Raw genomic sequence first — 1,073 nt, forward strand, 5'->3', positions numbered from 1 at the left:
CGCCGCCTCCGCGGGCACCCCGCCGACCGCGACGCCTCCGACGAGGAGGGCGACGGTCCCGGCCACGCGCGCGAGCCGGGCGCCCCGTCGGGAAGCCCGGTGAGCGGCATACGTCCCCGTGGGGCCCAGGCGCGACACGCAACCAATGAGATCACGAGCCGCCGTGAATGTCCGAGGACCGCTCGGTCAGCGGGCGGCCGACTGGTTCGCACGGCGCTCGATGGCCCACACGATGACGAAGCAGACGACGAAGACGAGGGCCGGCGGCAGGAACCGCGTCGCGCCCTCGAGCCGCAGCCAGCCGTACGGCGCCGCGGCGAAGGAGAGCGCGCTCACCTCGAGCAGGTAGTAGACGATCGCGAGCCCGCCGTAGACGAGCCCCACGAGGCCGATGAGGTTGATCAGGAAGCGCTGCCAGGCGGTCGTCGACGGCTCGGTCGGCTCGGCCATCGGCGTCACGGCTCCACGTCGCGAAGCAGGTGCTCGCGCCCGAACATGCTGGCCGTCGCGCGACCGGTGGGCGTCCCGGCGTCGAGGTCGGCCCCCGCGGCGACGAGGGCGCGCACGACGTCATCCTCGCCCTTGAAGATCGCCCCGGCGACGGGCGACTGGTCGCGGTCGTTGCGCGCGTTGACGTCGGCACCCCGTGCGACGAGCGCGTCGACCGTCTCGGCGTGGCCGTGGTAGGCCGCGAGCATCAGCAGCGTGTTGCCCTCGCGGTCCACGACCTCGACCGGCAGCCCGTGGTCGAGGAACTCCATCAGCTCGGCCGTGCGCCCCTCGCGGGCCAGGTCCATCGCCATCGCGACGACGCGGGCCTGCTGCTCGGGGTTGAGCGGTGCTCCGGTCATGCCCCGACTCTACGCACGACTCGTCACGTCGTAGTGCCGGGAGAGCGACCAGGCGGCCGCCGCCCCGAGGACGTGCCAGATCGCGTGCGCCTGCAGCAGGCTCGTCGGGTCGCACCACGTCCTGGTGACGTCGAGGATCCAGATGACGTATGCCGCTGTCAGCAGTCCCAGCGCCGCCCACAGCCAGCGCTGCGGCTGGAACGCGGCCACCGGCGTGCGGGT

Annotated in this window: 2 protein-coding genes and 1 pseudogene; all 3 read right to left on the reverse strand. The window is 73.2% G+C overall.

Features of this window, described 5'->3' with window-relative positions; all coding sequences use genetic code 11:
• Positions 1-186: 186 nt before the first annotated feature.
• Entirely contained in the window at positions 187-450 is a 264-nt protein-coding gene (locus tag N864_RS22565) for a hypothetical protein (protein WP_034722865.1), read from the reverse strand.
• Positions 451-455: 5 nt separating this feature from the next.
• A complete protein-coding gene (locus N864_RS22570; protein ID WP_034722861.1) occupies positions 456-851 on the reverse strand; it encodes an ankyrin repeat domain-containing protein in 396 nt (131 codons plus the stop codon).
• A 9-nt stretch (positions 852-860) separates the two neighbouring features.
• Positions 861-1,073: pseudogene (locus N864_RS25315) on the reverse strand (hypothetical protein); the annotation flags it as partial.

This window comes from Intrasporangium chromatireducens Q5-1 (genome assembly GCF_000576575.1).
GTDB classification, from domain to species: domain Bacteria; phylum Actinomycetota; class Actinomycetes; order Actinomycetales; family Dermatophilaceae; genus Intrasporangium_A; species Intrasporangium_A chromatireducens.

Coding starts and splice junctions, on each gene's coding strand:
- N864_RS22565 (WP_034722865.1), bottom strand. CDS start 450: ATGGCCGAGCCGACCGAGCCGTCGACGACCGCCTGGCAGCGCTTCCTG.
- N864_RS22570 (WP_034722861.1), bottom strand. CDS start 851: ATGACCGGAGCACCGCTCAACCCCGAGCAGCAGGCCCGCGTCGTCGCG.